The sequence below is a fragment of the Stieleria maiorica genome, assembly GCF_008035925.1.
In the GTDB taxonomy this organism is placed as follows: Bacteria; Planctomycetota; Planctomycetia; order Pirellulales; family Pirellulaceae; genus Stieleria; species Stieleria maiorica.
This window is the reverse complement of record NZ_CP036264.1, coordinates 766,486-788,741: the sequence shown is the minus strand read 5'-3', so window position 1 is coordinate 788,741 and position 22,256 is coordinate 766,486. Positions and strand designations below refer to the sequence as shown.

General features: G+C 59.7%; 15 protein-coding genes. 7 read left to right on the top strand and 8 right to left on the bottom strand.

The window, feature by feature from the left end:
* Positions 1–25: 25 nt before the first annotated feature.
* From Mal15_RS02430 to Mal15_RS02420, 3 genes are all read right to left on the bottom strand, one after another.
* A complete protein-coding gene (locus Mal15_RS02430) occupies positions 26–1,402 on the bottom strand; it encodes an aspartate aminotransferase family protein (RefSeq protein ID WP_147866294.1) in 1,377 nt (458 codons plus the stop codon).
* A gap of 20 nt (positions 1,403–1,422) precedes the next feature.
* The gene (locus tag Mal15_RS02425) at positions 1,423–2,811 is read right to left on the bottom strand and encodes a uracil-xanthine permease family protein (RefSeq protein ID WP_147866293.1); all 1,389 of its coding nucleotides are present in this window, start codon (positions 2,809–2,811) and stop codon (positions 1,423–1,425) included.
* 104 nt (positions 2,812–2,915) lie between these two features.
* Positions 2,916–3,788, bottom strand: coding sequence for a nitrilase-related carbon-nitrogen hydrolase (locus tag Mal15_RS02420; RefSeq protein WP_147866292.1), 873 nt, complete (start codon positions 3,786–3,788; stop codon positions 2,916–2,918).
* Positions 3,789–3,975: 187 nt separating this feature from the next.
* On the opposite strand from Mal15_RS02420, the gene Mal15_RS02415 reads away from it, so the two are divergent.
* Positions 3,976–5,478 (top strand): CoA-acylating methylmalonate-semialdehyde dehydrogenase, encoded by a 1,503-nt coding sequence (locus tag Mal15_RS02415; RefSeq protein ID WP_147866291.1) that lies wholly within the window; start codon positions 3,976–3,978, stop codon positions 5,476–5,478.
* A 343-nt stretch (positions 5,479–5,821) separates the two neighbouring features.
* Here Mal15_RS02415 and Mal15_RS02410 read toward each other — a convergent pair whose 3' ends face one another.
* The 3 genes from Mal15_RS02410 to Mal15_RS02400 all read right to left on the bottom strand — a co-directional run bounded on the left by Mal15_RS02410 (position 5,822) and on the right by Mal15_RS02400 (position 8,464).
* Positions 5,822–6,403 carry a WD40 repeat domain-containing protein gene (locus tag Mal15_RS02410; protein ID WP_147866290.1) on the bottom strand — a complete coding sequence of 194 codons (582 nt, stop codon included), beginning with the start codon at positions 6,401–6,403 and terminating at the stop codon, positions 5,822–5,824.
* On the bottom strand, positions 6,349–7,392 hold the full coding sequence (locus Mal15_RS02405) for a WD40 repeat domain-containing protein (protein ID WP_147866289.1): 1,044 nt from the start codon (positions 7,390–7,392) through the stop codon (positions 6,349–6,351). The genes Mal15_RS02410 and Mal15_RS02405 overlap by 55 nt, the downstream gene beginning before the upstream one ends.
* A gap of 91 nt (positions 7,393–7,483) precedes the next feature.
* Positions 7,484–8,464 carry a hypothetical protein gene (locus tag Mal15_RS02400; RefSeq protein WP_167546595.1) on the bottom strand — a complete coding sequence of 327 codons (981 nt, stop codon included), beginning with the start codon at positions 8,462–8,464 and terminating at the stop codon, positions 7,484–7,486.
* Between Mal15_RS02400 and Mal15_RS35240 the strand changes: the two genes are divergently transcribed.
* Complete coding sequence (locus tag Mal15_RS35240) at positions 8,399–8,866, top strand: YqaE/Pmp3 family membrane protein (protein ID WP_315854284.1); 468 nt, start codon at positions 8,399–8,401, stop codon at positions 8,864–8,866. The two genes, Mal15_RS02400 and Mal15_RS35240, sit on opposite strands and share 66 nt — an antisense overlap.
* On the opposite strand, the gene Mal15_RS33900 is transcribed toward Mal15_RS35240, so the two are convergent.
* The gene (locus Mal15_RS33900; RefSeq protein ID WP_167546530.1) at positions 8,821–9,024 is read right to left on the bottom strand and encodes a hypothetical protein; all 204 of its coding nucleotides are present in this window, start codon (positions 9,022–9,024) and stop codon (positions 8,821–8,823) included. The two genes, Mal15_RS35240 and Mal15_RS33900, sit on opposite strands and share 46 nt — an antisense overlap.
* A gap of 115 nt (positions 9,025–9,139) precedes the next feature.
* On the opposite strand from Mal15_RS33900, the gene Mal15_RS02390 reads away from it, so the two are divergent.
* The 4 genes from Mal15_RS02390 to Mal15_RS02375 all read left to right on the top strand — a co-directional run bounded on the left by Mal15_RS02390 (position 9,140) and on the right by Mal15_RS02375 (position 16,541).
* Positions 9,140–9,754: a DedA family protein gene (locus Mal15_RS02390; RefSeq protein WP_147866286.1), complete on the top strand. Its 615-nt coding sequence runs from the start codon at positions 9,140–9,142 to the stop codon at positions 9,752–9,754.
* Positions 9,755–9,792: 38 nt separating this feature from the next.
* Positions 9,793–11,070 (top strand): transaldolase family protein, encoded by a 1,278-nt coding sequence (locus Mal15_RS02385; RefSeq protein WP_147866285.1) that lies wholly within the window; start codon positions 9,793–9,795, stop codon positions 11,068–11,070.
* Positions 11,071–11,829: 759 nt separating this feature from the next.
* The gene (locus tag Mal15_RS02380) at positions 11,830–15,072 is read left to right on the top strand and encodes an amidohydrolase family protein (RefSeq protein ID WP_167546594.1); all 3,243 of its coding nucleotides are present in this window, start codon (positions 11,830–11,832) and stop codon (positions 15,070–15,072) included.
* 272 nt (positions 15,073–15,344) lie between these two features.
* Positions 15,345–16,541 (top strand): amidohydrolase family protein, encoded by a 1,197-nt coding sequence (locus Mal15_RS02375; RefSeq protein ID WP_233903239.1) that lies wholly within the window; start codon positions 15,345–15,347, stop codon positions 16,539–16,541.
* A gap of 393 nt (positions 16,542–16,934) precedes the next feature.
* On the opposite strand, the gene Mal15_RS02370 is transcribed toward Mal15_RS02375, so the two are convergent.
* Complete coding sequence (locus tag Mal15_RS02370; RefSeq protein WP_147866283.1) at positions 16,935–18,347, bottom strand: sulfatase family protein; 1,413 nt, start codon at positions 18,345–18,347, stop codon at positions 16,935–16,937.
* A gap of 466 nt (positions 18,348–18,813) precedes the next feature.
* On the opposite strand from Mal15_RS02370, the gene Mal15_RS34500 reads away from it, so the two are divergent.
* Complete coding sequence (locus Mal15_RS34500; RefSeq protein ID WP_233903238.1) at positions 18,814–22,119, top strand: DUF6797 domain-containing protein; 3,306 nt, start codon at positions 18,814–18,816, stop codon at positions 22,117–22,119.
* Positions 22,120–22,256: the final 137 nt, after the last annotated feature.

Sequence of the window (22,256 nt, the reverse complement as noted above, 5' to 3'; positions counted from 1 at the left end):
GCTACATCAAAGTGACGCGGTCCAGCTAGTTTGCGATTTCGGATAAACATTGATCGATCGTCGCCAGCAGGAACTGGGCATCGTCCTTCGTGATGCACATCGGCGGTTTGATCCGCATGGTGTTGCCATGCAAGCCGCCTTTGCCCAGGATCAGCCCGCGTTGTTTGGCGCGTTCCATCAGCTCGGCGGCGGCGTCCGAGGCCGGTTCCTTCGTCTTTCGGTCCTTGACCAGTTCGACGCCCAGCATCAATCCGAGCCCGCGAACGTCTCCGATCAAGGCATGTTTGTCTTTTAATTCTGTCAAGCCACCGATCAGCAAGTCGCCGATCGCGGCCGCGTTTTCCTGGATTCCTTCGGCATCGATCACTTCCATGGTGGCCAGTCCGGCGGCCATCGAGACGGGGTTTCCGCCGAAGGTGTTGAAATGGATTCGGTTGGTCATGGTCGATGCCACGGGGCCGGTCGAAGTCACCGCGGCCAGCGGCGCGCCGTTTCCGATCCCTTTGGCCATCGTGATGATGTCGGGTCGGACGCCCCAGTTCTGGTGCGACCAGTAGTGCTTGCCGGTGCGTCCAAAACCGCCTTGGACTTCATCGGCGATGCACAGCCCGCCGTGTTGCCGCACGATGTCGTAGACGATCGAAAAGAATTCCGGCGGCGGGACCACGGCACCGCCGACCCCTTGAATCGGTTCACCGATGAAGCACGCAATTTGCCCCGGCGTCTGGTACTCGATGACGTTCTTGATGTCGTGGGCACATTTTACATCACAACTAGGATACTGCAGCCCCAGGGGACATCGATAGCAGTAGCCCGGAACGCTGTGAGTGATCCCCGATTGCGGATTGCTGGGGAATTTCCACGTCCCGTGCGCGGTCATGCCCATCGCGGTCGTGGTTCCGCCGTGATAACCATTGCGGAGCGCGACGACGTCTTGGTTGCCGGTGAACTCGCGCGACATCAACACTGCGATCTCATTGGCTTCGCTGCCCGAATTGGTGAAGTAGGTGCGATCGAGCGGAAGCCCGTCGGGGTTTGCGGGCATTTTCGACGCCAGCTTGGCGGCAAACTCGGCGATCGTCGGGTGCAGGTAGATCGTCGTCGTGTGCTGCAACCGACCGGCTTGCGCTTTGACCGCCTGGGCGACGTGCGGATGACAGTGCCCGACGCTGACCGTGACGATTCCCGCGAACGCATCCAAGTAGCGTTTGCCGGTTTCGTCCCACAGGTACTGCATGTTGCCTTCGACGACCATCAGCGGTTCGCGGTAATACGTCAAAACGCCGGGATTGACGTATTGATGACGCAGCGCCAGCACTTCGTCGCGTGACGGACCGTCATAGGCCTGCGGCTGGTGCCTGCACGGCGGCAATTGAATTTGGGGCAAGTCGACACCGGTCATCACGTTTGCTCCGTGAAAGGTTACTGCGGCTCCAGGCCGCGCTCTCGACGCGTTCCGGGAATCAGGTTGTCCAACGCAACACCAAGGATGGCTGCGACCGCCATTCCCGTTTGTCCGATCGCGTTGATCACATCGTCCAGCCCGTCGATGAAGGTCGCTTGGACGGCTTCGGATCCGCCGTTGGCAAAATAGTACGGCACGCTGATTCCCATGAACAATGCAAATCCGCCGATAAACAGGTTACGGTCGCTGGACAGATCGGCCCTGGCGAATTGGCGGATCCCGACCGCGGAGATCAACCCGAACATCACACAATACAACCCGCCGACGACCGGTTGCGGGATCGCGGCGGCCAACGCCCCGAATTTCCCAAACAGTCCCAGCAAGATCAGGATGAGGGCCCCGATCTGAACGACATACCGCGACCCGACCTTGGTCAATCCGATCAATCCGACGTTTTCCGAATAGGACGTCGAACTGAATCCGCCGAAGATCCCCGTCAACGCACATCCGATGCCCTCGCACCCGATCCCCCTGGAGATCTCCTCCGGCGTCGGGTCCCCACCGCCGGCCATCTGTTTGCAGGCGTGGTAGTCCCCAAAACTCTCGATCATCGATGCCAAGTACCCCGCGACCACGGCGACGATGAACCCCAGTTGAAACTTCGGCATCCCCCAAGGCAGAAACACGTCTTGAACGCGAAACCAGGGTGATTGCTCAAACGCATCCAAATTCGGCCGCGCCGGATGGCCGGGACCGAAAACCCCGAGGAACGCACACAGGGCACAGACCCCGACCGCCGTGAGGATCGCCAACAGCATCGGGAACATCTGGAACACCAGGTGGTGGCGCGACCAGATGAACGAAAACACCGTGATCAGGACCATCGTCAAAATGGAGATCGGCCAGTGGGCCGCGGCGATCGGCGCGCCGGCTGTATACAGTGCCAATCCGATCAGCATGATCACCGGGCCGACCACCACCGGGGACAGGACTTTTCGGATCTGTCCCATCAAGCCGCTGAAACCGATCGCGATTTCGAAGACCGCGCCGACGATGATCGCGCCGGCAATGTAGGGCATCGCCGCTCCGGGCGTGACGGTTTCACCTTCGGGATGAATCGTCGCGATGATCATGAAGAACGCCGCGAGAAAGGAAAAACTGACGCCCTGAATGATCGGCAAACGGGAACCGAACGTCGCTTGGATCAGCGTCGCGATGCCCGAGCAGAGCATCACGCTGGAGATCAATAGCGCGATCGCGGCGGTGTCCATGCCCATCGCCGGACCGAGCAACAAGGGCACGGCGACCGTCGAACCGAACATGGTCAGCACATGCTGCATCGCCAGCACCACCGCTTTGCCAAGCGGCGGGCGATCATCCAGTCCGTAAAGAACGTTGTTTCGCATGGATCAAAGTGGGATAGGCTTCCAGCCTGTCATACGTTAGATCAAAGTGGGATAGGCTTCCAGCCTGTCATACGCTGGATTTGACAGGCTGGAAACCTATCCCACTATAAGTCGGTGATCGCGTCGTAGGTTTCCGGGCGGCGGTCGCGGAAGAATTGCCAGGTGTTGCGGACTTCGCGGATCATGTCAAAGTCCATGTCGCCGATCACGATGTCGGTCTCGTCGCGTTTTTCACTTTGCGCGAACAACTGTCCGCGCGGGTCACAGAAATAGCTTTGTCCGTAAAACTGGCCGATGTTCCAGGGGGCTTCGGTGCCGGGACGATTGATCGCGCCGACGAAGTACTGGTTGGCGACCGCGTGGGCCGGTTGTTCCAGTTTCCACAAGTACTCGCTCAATCCGGCCACCGTCGCGCTGGGGTTGAACACCACTTCCGCTCCTCCCAGCCCCAAACAGCGGGCGCCTTCGGGGAAGTGCCGGTCATAGCAGATATAGACACCGACTTTGCCGATCCGGGTGTCGAAGATCGGATAGCCGAGATTGCCGGGACGGAAGTAGAACTTTTCCCAGAAACCGGGGCTGCAGTGCGGGATATGGATCTTGCGAAACTTGCCCAGGTACGAGCCGTCGGCATCGATCACTGCCGCCGCGTTGTAATAGACCCCCGTCAGGTCTTCTTCATAGACCGGCACGATCATCACCATTTCGTGCTTCTTGGCCAGCTGCATCATCAACTTCGTCGTCGGGCCGTCGGGCACGCGTTCGGTCATCTCGTACCACTTCGCATCCTGTTCGGCGCAGAAGTACGGGCCGTAGAACAGTTCCTGCAAACAGCAGACCTGGGCACCCTGGTCGGCGGCCTGGGCGATCAGATCGACGTGCAGGTCGATCATCGACGCTTTGATCCGTTCCACGGGCGACGTCGCTGGTTCACAAAGCTTGGTCTGGATCAACGCCCCTCGAACAATTCGTGCCATCAGTCAGATTCCTTGTTGCCGTAAGTGGGATCGGCTTCCAGCCGCAGCAATTCCTATCCCATCCGAGTTGTCTCGCCGCTAAGCTTAGCAAAGTCTTGTCATTTTCCCGAGACGAGTTTGCGACCGTAGCGGACAGCGAGCGATTTCAGCAGCGAGCGATTTCGATGGAACCAACCTGGAGGTCATGATGAGTACCGAGACAGCGGAGGTGAAGCTGCGGGTCGGATCGCAATGGATCCGCAGCAGCACTCACGGGGATTCAACGGCCGTTTTCAATCCGTCGACGGGAAAGACGATCGCCCGGACGCCCGTCGGTTCGGCTGCCGATGTCGACGCCGCCGTCACCGCGGCGCGGGATGCCTTTGATGAGTGGGCCGAAACCCCGGTCGTCGAGCGGGCTCGGGTGATGTTCGCCTACCGCGAATTGATCGCCCGGCACTTTGACGAACTGGCCCGGCTGGTGACGCGGGAGCACGGAAAGACCTACGGCGAAGCCCGTGCGGAAGTCCAGCGCGGTCTGGAAATGGTCGAATTCGCCTGCAGCGTCCCGACGATGATCAGCGGAGACACGTTTCCTCAAATCGCCGAAAATGTCGACGGCGAAACGAACCGCCACCCGCTGGGCGTATGCGTGGGGATCACGCCCTACAACTTTCCCAACATGGTCCCGCTGTGGATGTTTCCGATCGCGATCACGTGCGGCAACACGTTCGTGCTCAAGCCCAGTGAGAAGGTGCCGTTGAGTGCGGTTCGTTTGGTCGAGCTGTTGATCGAAGCGGGGCTGCCCGACGGCGTGATCAATTTGGTCCACGGCGGAAAGGAGGTTGTTGACGCGTTGCTGGAGCACGAACGGGTCGCCGCCATCTCCTTCGTCGGTTCGACCCAGGTCGCCAAACACGTCTACCAGACCGGAACCGCGGCGGGGAAACGTGTTCAAGCGGCCGGCGGTGCAAAAAACCATTTGATCATCATGCCCGACGCCGACATCGAACAATCGGCTCAAGCGCTCGCGGCGTCGGCGTTCGGGTGCGCCGGCCAGCGCTGCATGGCAGGTTCGGTCGCCATCGCCGTCGGTTCGGCCGGTGATCCCTTGCTGGATCGGTTGCTGGGCGTCGCCGACCGGTTGAACGTCGCACCCACGGACAATAACGACGCGTCGGAAATGGGACCGGTAATCAGCGCCGACCATCGCGATCGTGTCGCCGGTTATTTGGACACCGCCGGGCAGGTCGGCGCGAAGGTCGTCCTGGACGGCCGCGATGTCGATGCCGGAGATTCATTCCTGCTGGGCCCGAGCATCGTCGATCAAGTCACGACCGACATGCCGCTGTGGAAAGAAGAAATCTTTGGACCGCTGCTGTCGGTCGTTCGCGCCGACTCGCTCCAGCAAGCCCTGGCGATCGGCAAGACCTGTCCGTTCGGAAACGGCGCATCGATCTTCACTCGCGACGGGTACGCGGCGCGCGAGTTCAAACGTCACTTCAATGCCGGCATGATCGGGATCAACGTCGGCGTGCCGGCGCCGATGGCCTGGTTGCCGTTCACCGGTTGGAACGAATCGTTTTTCGGGGATCTGCACATCCAAGGCACCGAGGGCGTCCACTTTTACACCCGTCAAAAAATGACGCTCACCCGCTGGTTCCAATCCGCCGCCGATTCCCATCACGACCCGGTCTGGAAATCGAAGTAAATGGTAGTGGACGACGCGAGGAGTCTCCGCAGTGCGCAATCCGAATGGACTCGTCGCCTCGTCCACTACCGGAACACCACGCTGGCATAAAACACCCGCGGCATGCCCTACTTGTAACTACGCTCGATGCGAGCGTGGAAAACGTCCGGGAACCACCTTCTGGCGAAGGCAGCTACGTTTTCGAGCAGAAACGGGGGCAGCGGCGAATGGCACGGGCTTAAGCTAATACACTGAGCCGTAGGCGCTAGCCTCGGGCCTTACCGCCGTGCCAAAGGCATATCAAGGCCCGCGGCTAGCGCCGTCGGCTCACTAAGCCCGTGCCATTCGGGCGCAGCGGCAGACGCTACTTGCGATACACCAGGGGGCTCTCGCCCTGGTCGACAATCACCATCAGTCCATCTTTCGTCAACGCGATGCTATTCAACTGGCCGCGAACCTTCATCAACGGCTCTAAATTCGCGTTGCGACGTCCCCGTTCGTACGCCGCAACCGGCTCGATTGCCGACGACCACCGCGACAATTGGCCGCCGCGATCGCTGACCAACCAATCATCACCCAGTCTGCCGTGCACCCAATGTGATCTCAGTTCGTCGACGACGCGTCCAGAATCGATGTCGTAGACTGCAACGCGAGATAAATGGCAGACGGCGATGCGTTTTCCGTCTTCGGAAAAGCACACCCCGGGATGTTCCGAATCGAGAGAACCCCGGGGGTTCACCGTGTTCAACGCCCGTTCGTCTTCAGGGTCCCAAATTACGACGCGACCGGACTGTGCCAACGCGATCCGCCCACGTTGCTGGTCAACGTCCATGGCTTGAATCATCGAGATCCGGACGGTGCCGGTTTGTCGTGCGACTTCGGCCAATTCGATCACGCGCTCACGCGATTGAACATCGTAGATTCGAAGTGCGTCCTGTTCGGCCACCAACAATCGCTGGCCGTCATCCGAAAAACGAACCCAGCGGTTGCTTCGGACCAGGTTCGCACGTTCCCGTCAGTCAGTCCGAGGATCCAGTTTCCGTCCGGGCTGGAGGTCACGAAGGTCGGTTCCTCGGCGAGCGGCACTCGCACTCGCTGTCGCAGCGACGACGTCTCGTAAATCGAAATCGCTTCAGTCTCCGCGATGGCGATCGATTCTCCGTCATCACTGATGTTCGCATCCACCACCTTGACTTCGTCGGGCACCAATCGATGCGATTGTTTGCTGCGCAGATCGATCCAATGGGCGTTGGGAATGTTGCGTCCTTCCGGTGTTCGCTCTCCGACCGCCACAAATCGCTGGCCGTCGGGATGGAACGCGATCCGATCCGCGTTGATGCTGCGATCGGTTGGGACAGGCACCAGGGAGTCGTCAGAAAGCCGCAACAATTTCATCGGGCCGTAGGGTGAGCCAAAGGCGATCAGCTGACCGTTGGGGGAATAGCTCGCGCTGGTGAACAACGTGTCTTCGGCTGTCGGGTCGATCAGCCGTGTGTCGATCAGCGATCCGGTTTCCACATCCAAAAACTGCACGTTGCGCCCACGGGGGCTGGCGAGGATCGGCTTTTCGGGATGCACGGAGGATCGCCCACCGGCACCGACGAGTAGTTGAAATGTTTCCCGCTGTGCCCTTGGGGCGTGCAAAACCAGTCGCCAATTCGATTGCCCGTCCGTCTGAGACACCTCGATCGCAGGAGCAACAAGATCGGGTCTCGGTAAATCCGGCTCGGTGACCCCCAATCGAGAGTCGGCGTCTGGAGCAGCGTGAGACTCCGTCGGGGGCGCTCCGGGGCGATTCACGCGGTTTGATGCATCGGCCTGCGGTCGCACGGCGACCGCGTCACCACGGAAGAACGAACGGATCAGTGGATACAAGAAAGGAAAGGCGACGAGCAACCCCGTCAACAAGATCAACCGTTTCGCAAATCGCGACATGGCCTGAACACCGTTAAATCCCCGTCCATGTTTGGCAATTGCGGCACTATCTTTCCGCTCGTCCTTTCCGCTCGTCGCATCGAGACTTCCCTTACAACCGTTTCGCTTTCAGCAATACGATCGCGTTCATCGTAACGGCTTTCGGCTTGGTTTGCTTGAACGTCTTGTTCAAGTACGGCAGGTTGGACAGCATCAGCGTGCCGGAGGTGACGTCGGTCCGTTCGGTGGACTGGAAGTACGGGTCGAGCAACAGGGTTTGCTTCGGTAACAGTTTTGCCGTCGCCGTTGCTTGACGCACCTCATGGCTCGGCACTTGGATCGTTTTTTGGCCGTCGCCGATGCCGTAGACATGATGTTGCTGGACGTCCGCGACGCGGGCCTGTTGGATCTTGGTCCGCACGATCAGGGCGTCGCCGTCCACATTGCCCAGGACCGAGACGTCGGTGCCTTCGCTAAGCACGTGGATCCCTGACTGCACTGCGGTCTCGCCTTCGTACTGGACCTCTTTCAACTCGGACAAGAACGGACGTTGCACCTGTTGTTCGATCGAAGCGGCCTGTCCATCGCCGGCGATCATGTTGGGACGAGCGATCACCTTGCTGTGTTCACTTTCTTTCGCCAGGGCATACAACTGTTCGACCTGGTCGGGGCTGATCACCGCGGTGGACACGATGCTGCTGGTCGTCACCGTATGCCGGCTGCCGAGTGTCAGTTCGTCATCGGAGATCATTTCCGAGCCCGCGTCGGTCACGTTCGTGATTTGCGTCTGGACGTTGTCGGTCCCCAATTGGGCGTAGATTTTGTCACGGGTTTCCGAGTCGACCGACAGAATCTGCACCTCGAACTTGATTTGACCGTGCGGGGCTTCAAACGACGCCTTTTGCAGCATACGCGACGCGATCGTTCCGCTGCCAAGTGCCCGGATCACCTTTCCGTCGGCAAAGGGGCCCGAGCCGTCGACGACCGTGGCAGATTCGGGTTCGGGCAGGGTGCGGGGAGGTTCGGCATGGACCGAAACGATCGAGGCAACGACCAGGACAGCGACAACGCTAGCAATTCGAGCGACAGACATCATTTTTTCCGTGGTGAGGGCAATCGAGCACCGGGCGACCGCAATCTGTTCCCTACCAAAAACGCCACGGCGGAGGGAAGACTTATTCGCCGACCGGTGGGGGAACCGCGCCATTGGCATCCGACTTGCGTCGGTGTCGGGTACGGCCTCGGGATGCAACCGGCCGTGTTGAATACGGAGGCCACAGCATATGCCCCCCACATCTCGTGGAGAACAACGATGGAATACGTCAGATTGCTGATAGCGTTTATCCTTCCGCCTGTCGCTGTCTTCATGCAGTTCGGTATCGGAAAGCACTTCTGGATCAATCTCGTCTTAACACTGCTCGGTTTTGTGCCGGGCATGCTTCACGCGGTCTACATCATGGCGGCTCGTCCGCCTGGACTGGCAAGGTTGCGATGACGGCTGGGCGTCCAACGTGGCCAGTCGGTGACCGGGTTGTCGGATTGCCGCCCGGTGCCGTCGGACAGAATCCTGACGCTTCCGACGACGCGGCAAATGGTCAGCCAATAGCGGAAGGAAGACTTGCGGCGATGCGAGCGTCTGGAAAATGTCCTCATGAAAGTCCTGATCGGGCGCGCCGAGTGCAGCGTGAGGGATACCGAGAGTGCGAATCACTTGACCAACTCGGATTCACTACACGCGACGCTGCCATCCCAATGAGACCTGTCTTGTATGAATGATTGGATTCACGACATCCTTGATCAATTTGGCGTCGTCGGCGTCGGGGTGATGATGTTGGTCGAGAATATTTTTCCACCGATCCCATCGGAGGTGGTGATGCCTTGGGCCGGCTATGCCGTCAGCCAGGGCGATCTGTCCTTTTTCGGTGTCGTGTTGGCCGGCAGCGTTGGTTCGTTCATCGGCGCGCTCGCCTGGTACTTGTTCGCGAAATGGTTGGGGAGAGATCGTTTAACGACCTGGGTGGAGCGGCACGGTTGGTGGATGACGATTTCCAGTTCAGAGATCGAGCAGATGGATATGTGGTTCGCCCGTTGGGGACACTGGGCGGTGTTCTTGTGTCGCATGATCCCAGGCTTGCGAACATTGATCAGCATACCGGCGGGATTCGCCGCAATGCCGGCCGGAAAGTTCTGTGTGTACACCGCGATCGGAACAATTCTTTGGACTGCGCTGTTGGCCGCTCTCGGTTGGTGGTTGGCCGACCGCTATGAGCAATTGGTCGCGCCACTCAGCTGGGTCAGCACTGCCGTTATCGCGGGAATGTTTTTCTGGTGGCTGTTCCGATTCGTCAAAGCCGGACTGATCCGTAACGCTGCCAATTCCTAATCACCGAGCTTACGCCAAATAGAGAGGAGCGATTCGACATGTCAAATTTGGACACTGCAACATCACTGGAAAGGATCCAACCCGATTCTCCACACGCAGAACGCATCGCAGCATTCGTGCATGATGGCATCGATCTGGACTCGTCTCCGCGCGAGGTTCAAAGCAACACCTTTTGGCAGCGCATCAACGGTGTCGATACATCGCTTTGGGTCGACAGCGGCGACATCGATGCGATTGAATCGATTTGGAATGAATCATTCAGCGGACTGACAACCAACAACACACTCCTGAACAAGGAGGTTCAAAACGGAACGTATGATGACCTCGTTCCCACCGCGCGGGAGTTGGCCGATGAATTATGCGATCAAGCCTTGGTGCGAGAGATCGCGTTCATCTTGAATGTGCGGCATGCGTTGAGACTGGTCGAGCGATTTCGTTGCGACGTCAGCGTGGAACTTCATACGGATTTGGCCAACGATACCGAAGCGACGTTGGCCTTTGCGCGACGCTGTCACCAAATCTGTCCACAGCACTTCGTCGTCAAGATTCCGTTGACGCCGGCCGGATTGATCGCGACCCGGCAGCTTCGTGATGAAGGGATCCGTGTCAACTGCACTCTCGGATTCAGTGCGCGACAGAATTATGTGGCCACCGCGCTGGCGCGTCCGTCATTCGTGAACGTGTTTCTGGGGCGGCTCAACTCCTACGTCGCCGACAATCGACTCGGCGACGGCAAATTGGTCGGGGAAAAGACGACATTGGCCAGCCAGGGCGAGGTGGCGACCTTTTCCCGCGCTTTGCCGACCACAGATACACTTCAGATTGCCGCCAGTCTGCGCGACGCGTCGCAGTTGCCCGATTTGGCCGGCGTCGACGTGATCACGATTCCCACCAAAGTCGCAAACCAGGCCCAACAGACATTGGATCAACCCTGGCAATCTCAGCTGAACGAATCCTACGATGTCAAACTCGCCGCCGAAGTTGATTCGGAAACCGTAGGAATCGAGAAATTGTGGGAGGTTAGCAAAGCAGAGCGGTTCTTTGTGCAACAAGCGATCCTTTCACCGCCGCAGAGCGCCGAGGAGTTGCGGCTGATGACGACCGACCACGACTTGGAAGACCTGTTCCCGATGATGGCAGACGCGGATTTGCAAGCGATTGCCAGGGACGGAAAGATCCCCGTTCACGACCGCTGGAAAGGGCGGATCGTCCGCGGGGACTTGGCGATCGATAGCCTGATGACGCTGGCGGGATTAGCGTCGTTCGCGGACGCTCAAGCGAAACTTGACCGGCGGATTCGCGAGCATCTTGGTTGATTGACCCACGGTCAATCGCAGCGTCTCCACGAGACCGCGGTGAATCCCGCCCCGACGGGAAACGAAGGGGCGTGCGATTGCACCTTCATTGGTGGTCGGGCAGCACCCGACAGCAGCTTAGCAATTCCCATGGGAGACAGTTGTCGGCCAACGGCGGGCAGGAGTCCGCATCGGTGTGAAGCACCGACGGCGTTCGGCAGAAAAACTCAGTGCGGTAGGTTTGTCCAACTTTCGCAGTCACGGGGGCCGTGATCGAAAGGACCAATAGGACATAGGGGACCTATAAGTCCTATGCGTCCTATTGGTCCCATTGCACGATCGTTACCTTTATCGTCGAAGGAACGGCAAAACAATTTCAGGCTGTGATCGTCTTGCCCCTATCGTTTTGCCCATGTTCGTTGCCCAATCGTGCAACACACACACTGACAACGAGGTCGATTCGGCTGCATCGACCGATATTTCGAAGCATTCGGCCAAGCTTGCTTCGGCACCTTGAAATCTGGGACACCTATGCGTCGAAACGATTGTTCCGAAAGGGATTCGGTTTCATCGCTCCGGAGTCGCTTCTCCGGTGCTTTCGCCTGACACGGTCGCTGAATCCTCTCATGCTTTTGACCGTGCCAATCGGTTCTTCAGAACCGGGACGAATGACGGCCGATGCGACACTTTGGAATTCGAGCCGCTCAGAGACTCGTTCTGCGACAATCGAGCTACAATGGGCGGCAGCCTGCCAACTCGCCCGCCAATTTTCTACGTGTGATGTCGCGACAAAGATTTTCCCCACTCGGTTGTTTTTTCGTCGGGTTCGCGATTTCGATCGCCGTCGCACAAGGCCCCGGTGACACTCGCCCCGTCGTGGGGCTACGTGAGAGTCCTCCAGATCGCGTGTTTCTAAGAGATGCCCGCGTCGTCGTCCGGCCGGGTCAGGTCTTGGAGTCGGCATCGGTTTCGATCCAGGGATCATCGATCGTCGACGTGGGCACCGACATCGTGCCACCGGCGGGCGCTGAAGTGATCGATTGCACCGGAAAAACGATCTACGCCGGACTGATCGATGCCTACAGCGAAGTTGATGTGCCCGAGCCGCCGGCCGCCGGTGGCGGACATTGGAACGGAAACGTCTTGCCGCGCCGCAAGGCCGCCGCGGCAATCAAGTCGGTCGACGAGGTCGCGGCATCCCGCACGCAAGGTGTGACGATGCGACTGGTCGCCCCTCGCGGTGCGATCGTCAAAGGCACCAGTTGTTTGGTGATGTTGGACGGAAACAGCAGCGTCAGTGTGATCGATGACGACGTCGCGCAACACTTGCAGCTGACCGTCCCACGAGACAAACGCCGCGACGGCTATCCGAATTCACCGATGGGCGCGATCGCGCTTCTGCGTCAAACACTTGCCGACGCCGACTGGTACACCCGCGTCTGGCAGGCCTACGCGGCCAAGGGCGAATTGCCGCGACCGACACGCAACGACGACTTGGCCCGCATCGCCGACGACCGCGCCGGCGGAACGTTTGTCGTTGACGCTCCGAATGAGCGAATGGCGTTACGGGCCGACCAGATCGCCAATGAATTCTCACTAACCGCCATCATCCGCGGTTCGGGACGGGAGTATCGCGATCTGACAGCGATCGCCGACACGGGGAGGTCGTTGCTGATACCGATCGACTTTCCCGATGCACCGAACGTCAGCTCCGAGGCGGCTGCCGATGACGTGACGTTGTTGCAGTTGATGCATTGGCACTTTGCGCCAGAAAACCCGGCGCTGCTGGCCGAGGCCGGCTTGACGTTTTGCTTGACCTCCGACGGATTGGATGACCCGAAAGCGTTCTTAAAAAACATCCGCATCGCGGTCGACCGAGGCTTAGCGGCCGACACAGCTCTGGCGGCCGTGACCACCGCGCCGGCTCGGTTGTTGGGCGTCGATCCGATCGCCGGTCAAGTCCGCGCCGCAGCGCTTGCGAATCTCGTCGTGACCGACGGTGACTTGTTCGACGAAGACACCAAAGTACTGGAAACCTGGGTCGCCGGAAAACGTTTCGAACATGACACCGCCTCCGAGCCGGAGCCCGACGCGTTGATCGGATCGTGGAAAACGAAACTTGCCGTCGCCGGCAAGAACATCCCGATTCGCTTGGAGCTGAAACGGGAAAAGAAAAAGTGGTCGGGTGAGTTCGTCGCCGATCGCGGCGTGAAAAAGAAGCCGAAACAGGCAGACCCGACGGACAGCGACACGGACGACAAGCAGGGCGAATCTGACGAACAAGACGAACAGGACGACGCATCGGCCAAGCTCAACGAAATCGCCCGCGCCGTGGACCGCTTGACCGCTTGGGCCGACCTGAGCGACGTTGACGACCGGATCCCCCAAGGACCGTCGCGGATCACGATCCTGAGCGTCGCCGAAGGGGAAGACTTGAACGTGTTTTCGACGCTGACGCTGCCCGGCGGAGTGACACAAACGCTCCATTGGCAACGCGTGGAATCAAAGCCGAAAGACAGCGCCGATTCAGATCCCGAAGCAGAATTAACTAGCGAGGAAGACGAAACCGAGCAGGTTGCTGATTCTGCCCTCGATGAAATCGCGATCAACTATCCGCTGGGCGGCCTCGGCGTAACCGAACCCGTACCGGTGGCCCCCGCCGCGCTGTTTCGCGGCGCGAGCGTATGGACTTGCGGCGACGCCGGTGTGCTTGAAAACACCGACGTGCTGGTCGTTTCTGGCAGGATCGAATCGATCGGTCGGTCACTGAAACCGCCTCCGGAGTGTGTCATCGTCGATGCTCGTGGCAAACACCTTTCACCGGGACTGATCGATTGCCACTCACACATGGCGACCGATGGCGGCGTCAACGAATCGGGCCAGGCGGTCACGGCGGAAGTCCGTGTCGGTGACTTTATCGACAACAGCGACATCAACATCTATCGCCAGTTGGCCGGAGGTCTGACGACGTCCAATATCCTGCACGGTTCGGCCAACCCGATCGGCGGGCAGAATCAGGTGATCAAACTGCGGTGGGGCGATGGCATGCAGGCGATGAAGTTTGCCGAAGCGCCCGCGGGTATCAAGTTTGCCTTGGGAGAGAACGTCAAACGCAGCAATCGCAGTGAGCCAGCGACGCGGTACCCGGCCAGCCGAATGGGTGTCGAGCAACTGTTTCGAGATCGTTTTTTGGCTGCGAAGGAATACGACGAACAACATCGGCGATTCCGCAATGGCACGCACAACGGGTTGCCGCCGCGGGTGGATTTCGAATTGCAGGCGATCGCGGAAATCCTGCGCGGTGAGCGTTGGATCCATTGCCACAGCTATCGGCAAGACGAGATCGTCGCGTTGTTGGACTTGCTGGACACGTTTGATGTCACGATCGGAACGCTGCAGCACATCTTGGAAGGCTACAAGGTGGCCGATCGGATGAAACAACACGGCGCGATGGCCTCTGCGTTTTCCGATTGGTGGGCGTACAAGTTCGAAGTCTACGACGCGATCCCCTACAACGGAGCGATCATGCACGACGTCGGGATTGTCGTTTCCTTCAACAGCGATGATCGCGAACTGGCGCGTCACCTGAACACCGAAGCCGCCAAGGCGGTCAAGTACGGCGGCGTGTCGCCCGAAGAGGCGTTGAAGTTCGTGACACTCAATCCGGCCAAGCAGCTTCGAATCGACGACCACGTCGGCTCGATCGAACCCGGCAAAGACGCCGACCTGGTGCTCTGGAGCGGTCCGCCGCTGTCGACGCTTTCGCGCTGTGAACAGACGTGGGTGGACGGACGGATGATGTTTTCCCTGGAGCAGGACCGCGAGCGTCGGCGGCGAGATGCGCGTTGGCGGTCGTTGCTGATCGCAAGGATTCTGGACAAAGATTTCGGCCGCTCCGGCGGCGATGACGACGATGTCGCCGAAGAAGATCGCTGGCTGCGGTACGACGAATTCTGCCATGGACACGATCACGATGACCAGCAAGACCAACACGCCGGACACAACCACGGAGCAGTGCAATGATGAATCTTTACCACTCGTTGCGGGGCTTACGACCGGCCACCTCGTTGCGGGGCTCCGCCTCGCAACGGGCTGTCCCTGAGGCTCCGCCTCTGGAGGCTGTGCCGAGTCGTCGGGAGGCGGAGCCTCAGGGACATTGCGTTCCCAGGCGGAGCCTGGGAACGAGGGCGGCGAGGGGGGGCTGTCTTACGATCCTCGCAATCATCACTCTGTTAGCTTCACACGCCACCGCCCACGACCAAATCCCCGGCGCCCCACAATCTCAGCCGATCGCATTGGTCGGCGGGACGATTCATCGCGTCGATGCGAAACCGATCGAAAACGGCACGGTTGTCTTCGACGGCGGAAAGATCACTGCGGTCGGAAAAAATGTCGCCCTACCGAAAGGATGCAAACGGATCGACACCTCCGGGAAACAGATCTATCCCGGTTTGATGGAATCGTTGTCCAACATCGGCCTGGCAGAAGTCAATGCGGTGCGATCGACGATCGATACCGACGAAGTGGGAAACGAAAACGGGAATCTCCGCCCCTGGGTCGCGGTCAATGCCGACAGCGAGTGGATCCCGGTCGCCCGGGCCGGAGGCGTCTTGCTGGCTTCGGTCGCGCCCAAACGTGGCGACATCCGCGGCCAGTCGGGTGTGATTCAATTGGACGGCTGGACCTACAAAGACATGTTGCTCAGGGGCGACACCGGATTGGTCGTCGACTGGCGTGGCTATGATTCACGCAAGAGTGACGCGAACGATCGAGCGAAAGAACGCGACGAGCGGCTGAAGGCGTTGTCGGATCGGTTGGAAACTGCGGCCCGCTATGCCATCGCCCGGCAGGCTCGTCCGGACAGCACGCCGACGGACTTGCGTCTGGAAGCGTTGGTGCCCGTGCTGGAAGGGGCCACGCCGATGATCATCGATGCCGATTCACGTCGCGAGATCGAAGCGGCGGTTTCGTTTTGCGTCTCGCGCGGCATCCGGCCGATCATCTATGGCGGCTATGACGCGCCGCTTTGTGCACCGCTGATGAAACAATACAACGTTCCGGTGATCGTGCATGCGACCTATCGATTGCCGTTGCGACGCCACGATCCCTACGACCATCCCTACACGTTGCCGCGACGGTTGTTGGACGCCGGGATTTCGTTCGCGATCGGCGGTTCGGGCGCCGGCAGTCCCGGGGGTGGGGCGGCTGCCAGAAACTTGCCCTACCATGCCGCCGTTGCGGTGGCGTACGGTTTGCCGGCCGACCAGGCGGTCCGCGCAATCACGCTCGCGCCGGCGGAGATCATGGGGGTCGCCGAACGCGTCGGTTCGATCACGGTCGGCAAAGACGCAACATTAATCGTCGTCGATGGTGATGTGTTGCAAACCGAATCAAACGTCACCGCGGCCTACATCGCCGGTGCGGCGGTGGACCTGGGCAGCAAACACAAGACGCTGGCCGAAAAGTACCGCCGCAAGTACGAACAACCGTGAGGCACGGTTGGAGAGGCATCTTGCTTGTCAGCGAGTGGAGGGATGGCAGAATGATTCGGGGCAGAATGATGCGGTGGCCGTAGGCACCACGTCGAGACGAAACTCTCCCTGGCAGGGTCGTGTGGTTTACAAGTCTTTGATTCTAAGGGGTTTTTGAAAGTTTTTCTGGCCGCCCTGAACCAGATGGAGGTCGATTGCCCACGGATAGCAGCGCGAACCCACGGATCCCAGGCCGCTTCACATCCGTGGGTTCGCGCTGCCATCCGTGGGCCTTTACGGTTCCACCAGACCTCCTGCCTGAACGCACCACCTCGGCAGGGAGGGGTTTCTACGTTGCGGTGATCGTTGAGCGTGACCGGCATTCACTGCCCGACAGGCTGGAAGCCTCTCGTTCTATTTCCGCCAGGGCTCTCGGGCGTTGGCGGTGACTTCGGCGTCGAGTGCTTCCATCCGTGATTGCATCGAAGCGACAAGTTCAGATTCTTCATCGGCCAGATTCGTTTGCTCGCCGATGTCGTTCGATAGATCGAAAAGAAGAATCTCCGGCGGGGGGACTTTGGCGTTGGGTCGATTCCGCGGCGGACGCTTCTTCTTGACCAACAGCTTCCACTGGCCTTTGCGCAGACCTTCGATCTCGCCTTGCGAGGTGTAATACAAGTATTCCTCACGAGGCGTTTGATCCCAGGTTCCGGACAATAGTCCCGAGACGTCCATGCCGTCGATCTTTCGGTCTTTGGCAAGCGGCGAATCGGTGATCGCGGCGATGGTCGGCAGCAGGTCGATGGTGCCGACCAACTGGTCGCACTCGGTACCGGCGGGGATACGTCCGGGGCCCCACATCACGCACGGCACACGTTGGCCGCCTTCGAACGTCGTGCCCTTGCCGGCCCGCAGCGGTCCGGCCGACCCGCCGTGGTTCTTAAACTGCAACCAGGGGCCGTTGTCGGACGTGTAGATCACGTAGGTGTTGTCGGCCAGATCGAGCTCGCGAATCGTGTCCATCACCCGTCCGACTTCGGCATCAATGTGCTCGATCACGCAGGTGTACGCGTTCTGCGGATCGGGGTCGTAGGCGTCTTCCGGGACGTACAACGGGATGTGCGGCATCGAATGCGGCAGGTACAGAAAGAACGGGCGGTCCTTGTTCGCCTGGATGAAGTCGACGGCGCGGTCGGTGTAGCGCCGCGTGACGGTCCGTTGATCGACCGGCAACTCGACGATCTTTTCATTTTCCATCAGCGGCGTCTTCCACAGCGTCACCGCACTTTCCTGGTTCTTCCACAATTCGTCCGACGGCACCTTCGGCTTGCCCTTGTTGTCGGGATGGTTCATGTCGTTGGAGTACGGGATGCCAAGATACGTGTCGAACCCGTTTTGTTGCGGCAGCGTTTCGGGGTGGTGCCCCAAGTGCCATTTGCCGAAGCATGCCGTGGCGTAGCCCTGCGCCTTCAGATGGTCGGCGATGGTGTGCTCGGTCGGATTCAGGCCTTTGGTCGATGCGGGGAACAAGACGTGCTGGTGCATCCCGACGCGTTTGGGATAGCAACCGGTCAGCAAGGCGGCGCGCGAAGGGGTGCAGACGGGCGAGGCGACCATGAAGTTGGTGAATTTGCGTCCTTCGGCGGCCATCCGGTCGATGTTCGGCGTTTTGATCTTCGTCGATCCGAAGCACCCCAGGTCACCGTAGCCCTGGTCGTCGGCAAAGATGATCACAAAATTCGGCTTGGCGTCTGCCGCGTCCAGACAACGCGGCAGGAACAGGGCAAAGCTGATCAGCGCAAGGCGGATCGCGGTCACTCGGAGCATGGTTCGTTCTTAGGTAGGCGGGGAGAAATAAGGACAGGCACCTTGAATCCAGTGCGCATGTGGGGGGCCTATTAGGATAGACGAAATCGTGAGCACGATGCCAGCACGTGGCGTGAGCCAGTGGCCGGCGATTGGGGTGGAGTGGATTCCGGGTCGCTCGCTCACGCTTCCCGCTGGCATGGGATGCCAGCCCGGGCCGCTCGCTGGCCGGCCCGTTGATTTAATCAGCCGTTTGGCGCGAGCCTACGGGCGCCAGTGCGTTTTCTTGGGATAGGAAACCCGTGCGCTCGCGCGAAACGGCTGATCCCGCGTGTGATCGGACTAAATCAACGGGCCGTGACGCGTCCCGCTGGCATGGGGATGCCAGCACGTGGCCGCTCGCTGACGCGTCCCGCTGGCATTTGGGAGCGTGTAAACTGTGGGGCCGCATTGATCCCGCCTTCCGGTTCTGTTTATCAAGATTCTTATGCATTCTTTCTGTCGTTGCCTGATCCTGATCTCGGCTTCCCTGATTGCCTCTGCCGCCCCGGCCGAAACGCTCCGGCATCCCGAAAACTTGGAACAACAGCTCCGAAGTGCCGATCTCGATGTTCTGGCCGATCAAGTGCGGTTGCGGGGAGACGCACGGCGCGGCGCGTTGGTGTTCTATAAATCGGCGGCCGCCTGCGTAAATTGCCATGGCAGCGGAGACGATGCGACGCCCTTGGGGCCCGATTTGGCCACGCTCGGGGCCGTCAGCGAGCAAGACGTCATCGAATCGTTGTTGGATCCGTCCAAGAAAATCCGCCAGGGATACCAGACGACCAACGTGCTGATGGACGACGGGACGGTGGTGACGGGATTGATCGCGGCCGAGACCGCGGACTCCGTCACGCTTCGATCGGCTTCGGACTTGACTCGCGAAACGGTCCTTCAGCGTGACGAAATCACTCAAATGAAACCGGCGTCCAAGTCGATGATGCCGGAGGGGCTGGTCGGATCGCTGGGCGAACAGCGCGACTTTCTGGACCTGGTCCGCTACATCACCGAAGTCGCCGCGGGCGGACGTGACCGGGCCGCCGCACTCAAGCCGTCGCCGCAGCAATTGGCCGTCAAAGACGACTCGGTGGATCTGGATCACGCGGGCATCATCAAGGGGATGCGATCGCGTGACTTCGATGCCGGCAAAGCGATCTACCACGGCTATTGTTTCAACTGTCACGGCAATGACGGCAACACGCCCTCCCTGCCCACCGCCCGTGCCTTCGGGACTCAAAAACTGAAGTTCGGTAGCGATCCCTACCGGATGTTCATGACGCTGACGCAGGGCAACGGGTTGATGGCTCCGATGTCACACCTGACGCCCAAAGAACGTTATCAGGTCGTGCACTACATCCGCGAGCAGTTCATGAAGCCGGCCAACCCCGATTACTTCAAAGTCGACAAGGCCTACCTGGCTGGCCTGCCAGCGGGAACCAAAGACGGCACCGAAATCGAAAATGTCGAGCGCGATTTCGGACCCGCGCTGGCTTCCCAATTGGAACGCAAGTTCAGCAGCGTGCTGACGGTCAAGTTGGGGGAGCTGACCATTTCGTACGACTTGCACACGATGAACCAGGCCGGGATCTGGCGTGACGGATTTCTGGATTTGAGCAACACCCAGCACGTTCGTGGACGCGGCGAGGGAACGGCAAACCCGTCGGGCAACCTGATCGATGGGCTGGCGGGTTGGCAGTGGGGTCATGATGGAACGCTCGACTACTCGCGTGAGGAGTTGTTGCCACGCGGGCCGATGCCGACGAAATGGATGGACTATCGCGGCCACTACCTGCACGGCGACCAGTTGGTGCTTCGCTACTCCATCGACGGTCGGGAGATCCTAGAGATGCCGACGCAAGGGACGCTGCAAAATTCGGTGCGACATTCGCTGCGGATCGGGCCGGGGAAATCGCTTGTGCTGGCAGTCGCCCAGGCAGACGCATCTTGGAAGGGGCCGAGGTGGGTTCCGGTCGACGGCGGACGCCATCAAGTCAACACTTCGAAGGCTGATGCCGCCGAAGTGATCGCCGTGGTCACCGACAAAACGGGAGCATCGTTCGATCGATTCACCGCCGCGGCCGTCCGCGGCAATGTCGGCGGATTGACCTGGAAGATCGACGCAAAGAACCGCTTGCAACTCGTGATTCCGGCGAGCGAGCACACACGACAGATCGACGTCCACTGCATTTCAGGTCGGTCAACGACTGGGGCGAGTGCTCCAGACGATCACGCTTCGCTGGCCCAATTCCAAGCTCACATCGCCCAGCATCGTCCCGCCGCATCACCGCTGGACTTCGATCGATTGATATCCGGCGGTCCGCTGTTGTGGCCGGACGTGCTGACCACCACCGGTTACCTCGGCTTGGAACGCGGTGCCTATGCACTCGACACGATCACCATTCCCGAATCCACGCCGTACAACACTTGGTTCCGAACATCCGCGTTGGACTTTTTTCCCGACGGACGCATGGCGCTGGCCACACACGGCGGTGACATTTGGATTGTTTCGGGAATCGACGCCGACTTGTTGAATTTGAAATGGAAGCGATTCGCTGGCGGCTTGTACGAACCCTTCGGCGTTAAAGTCGTCGATGGGAACGTGTTCGTGACCTGCAAAGACCGGTTGGTCAAATTGCATGACGTCGACTCAAACGGCGAAGCGGATTTCTATGAGAGTTATAGCGCCGACCAAGATGTTTCGGTCAACTTTCACGCCTTCAACTTTGACTTGCAAACCGATAACGAAGGGAACTTTTACTATGCCAAAAGCGGCCATGGCACCGACTCCGACATCCCCGGCGCCGTGATCAAGGTTTCCGCCGACGGTCGGCATCGCGAAGTGTACTGCACCGGATTCCGCACGCCCAACGGAATGGGCAGCTTGCCCGACGGACGCATCGTCGCCAGCGACAATCAAGGGCAATGGACACCGGCATCCAAGATCAGCCTGCTGAAACCGGGCGGTTTCTACGGCTGGGTCGGCAACTATTCGATCCCCGGAATGTGGTCGCCCGGCGGCGGAACGATCGACTTGGACAAGGTCGTCCCGCCGGAATCGTTTGACCCGCCGCTGGTTTGGATGCCCCAGGAATTCGACAACTCCTGTGGCGGGCAAGCCTGGGTCGATGACGAGCGTTGGGGACCGTTGTCGGGGCACTTGCTGCACACCAGTTTCGGCAAAGGATGGATGTACTACACGATGATTCAAGATTTCGCTGATGTTTCTCAAGCGGCAATCATCAAGCTGCCGTTCGATTTCAGCACCGGCATCATGCGTGCCCGAGTCAATCCGGGCGACGGCCAGGTCTACGCCACCGGGCTGCAAGGCTGGAACGGCGGCGGCCGGATCGGGTTGGCCGACAAAGGGATCCAGCGGCTCCGCTACACCGGGCGACCGCACAAGATGGTCAGCGACTGCAAGGTCCAAGCCGACGGATTGAAGCTGCGGTTCAATTTCCCGCTCGATGTCGTCTCGGCAACCGACTTGGCCTCCTATGACGTCACCCACTGGAACTATCGCTGGGAGAAATCTTATGGGTCGGAGATGTATTCACCGGAAACCGGCCAGATCGGCGTCGACCCGATGAACGTCACCAGCGTCTCGCTGGGCAGCGACGGCAAGAGCGTGTTGTTGAACGTCCCCGACCTAAAACCGGTCGATCAAGTTCACGTGTTGTTGAAGGTCAAGGCCCGCGACGGCCAGGATTTCGAAGAAGAGATTTACTGGACGATCAACCGGGTTCCGGAAGATTGATTGCTCGTGTTGATCGAAGTGGCTTGCACCGAGAGAATTCGGCCAAAGGCCATTCACACCCAAAGCCTTGGGCATCGCCCAAGGTCCCCGTCAAGACTTACAGTAGCCATCGGGCGGCGAAACACGAGTGATATCAG

Coding starts and splice junctions, on each gene's coding strand:
- Mal15_RS02430 (WP_147866294.1), bottom strand. CDS start 1,402: ATGACCGGTGTCGACTTGCCCCAAATTCAATTGCCGCCGTGCAGGCAC.
- Mal15_RS02370 (WP_147866283.1), bottom strand. CDS start 18,347: ATGCTCCGAGTGACCGCGATCCGCCTTGCGCTGATCAGCTTTGCCCTG.
- Mal15_RS02425 (WP_147866293.1), bottom strand. CDS start 2,811: ATGCGAAACAACGTTCTTTACGGACTGGATGATCGCCCGCCGCTTGGC.
- Mal15_RS02400 (WP_167546595.1), bottom strand. CDS start 8,464: ATGTCTGTCGCTCGAATTGCTAGCGTTGTCGCTGTCCTGGTCGTTGCC.
- Mal15_RS35240 (WP_315854284.1), top strand. CDS start 8,399: ATGGACCGAAACGATCGAGGCAACGACCAGGACAGCGACAACGCTAGC.
- Mal15_RS02385 (WP_147866285.1), top strand. CDS start 9,793: ATGTCAAATTTGGACACTGCAACATCACTGGAAAGGATCCAACCCGAT.
- Mal15_RS02380 (WP_167546594.1), top strand. CDS start 11,830: ATGTCGCGACAAAGATTTTCCCCACTCGGTTGTTTTTTCGTCGGGTTC.
- Mal15_RS34500 (WP_233903238.1), top strand. CDS start 18,814: ATGCATTCTTTCTGTCGTTGCCTGATCCTGATCTCGGCTTCCCTGATT.
- Mal15_RS02405 (WP_147866289.1), bottom strand. CDS start 7,392: ATGTCGCGATTTGCGAAACGGTTGATCTTGTTGACGGGGTTGCTCGTC.
- Mal15_RS02390 (WP_147866286.1), top strand. CDS start 9,140: ATGAATGATTGGATTCACGACATCCTTGATCAATTTGGCGTCGTCGGC.
- Mal15_RS33900 (WP_167546530.1), bottom strand. CDS start 9,024: ATGAGGACATTTTCCAGACGCTCGCATCGCCGCAAGTCTTCCTTCCGC.
- Mal15_RS02415 (WP_147866291.1), top strand. CDS start 3,976: ATGAGTACCGAGACAGCGGAGGTGAAGCTGCGGGTCGGATCGCAATGG.
- Mal15_RS02420 (WP_147866292.1), bottom strand. CDS start 3,788: ATGGCACGAATTGTTCGAGGGGCGTTGATCCAGACCAAGCTTTGTGAA.